This is a genomic window from Alicyclobacillus fructus (assembly GCF_017329605.1).
GTDB classification, from domain to species: domain Bacteria; phylum Bacillota; class Bacilli; order Alicyclobacillales; family Alicyclobacillaceae; genus Alicyclobacillus; species Alicyclobacillus fructus.
In genome coordinates this window covers 1-317 of record NZ_JAFMTY010000100.1, presented here as the reverse complement: position 1 = coordinate 317, position 317 = coordinate 1, and the positions used below count along the sequence as shown (strand labels likewise).

At 52.7% G+C, this 317-nt stretch carries 1 protein-coding gene; it reads right to left on the bottom strand.

Annotated features, from left to right (window positions below; all coding sequences use genetic code 11):
* Positions 1-70: 70 nt before the first annotated feature.
* Positions 71-317 (bottom strand): ATP-binding protein (locus tag J3481_RS14485; RefSeq protein WP_206832808.1); only part of this gene is annotated, 247 nt, incomplete at its 5' end.

Sequence of the window (317 nt, the reverse complement as noted above, 5' to 3'; positions counted from 1 at the left end):
GCTGTTTTGCGCAAGTCAAAAGTGCAGAATAGCGACGCGGATTTGTGCATAGGCATGGTTCGCAGGAATCTTATGACGACGTCGCTTCCGAAAGCGCGTGTTGCAACCGATAGCTCTCGCCTGTAAATGCCAGCACGTGTGCATGGTGCACGAGCCGGTCCACGAGCGCCGCAGTCAGTCGCTCTTCGCCCAAAATCGTGTTCCATTGTCCGAATTCCAGATTCGATGTCACGATGACGCTCCGCTGCTCATAGCAATCCGAAATGACGTGGAATAACAACTCTGCGCCGTCTTTGTGAAAAGGCACAAAACCCATT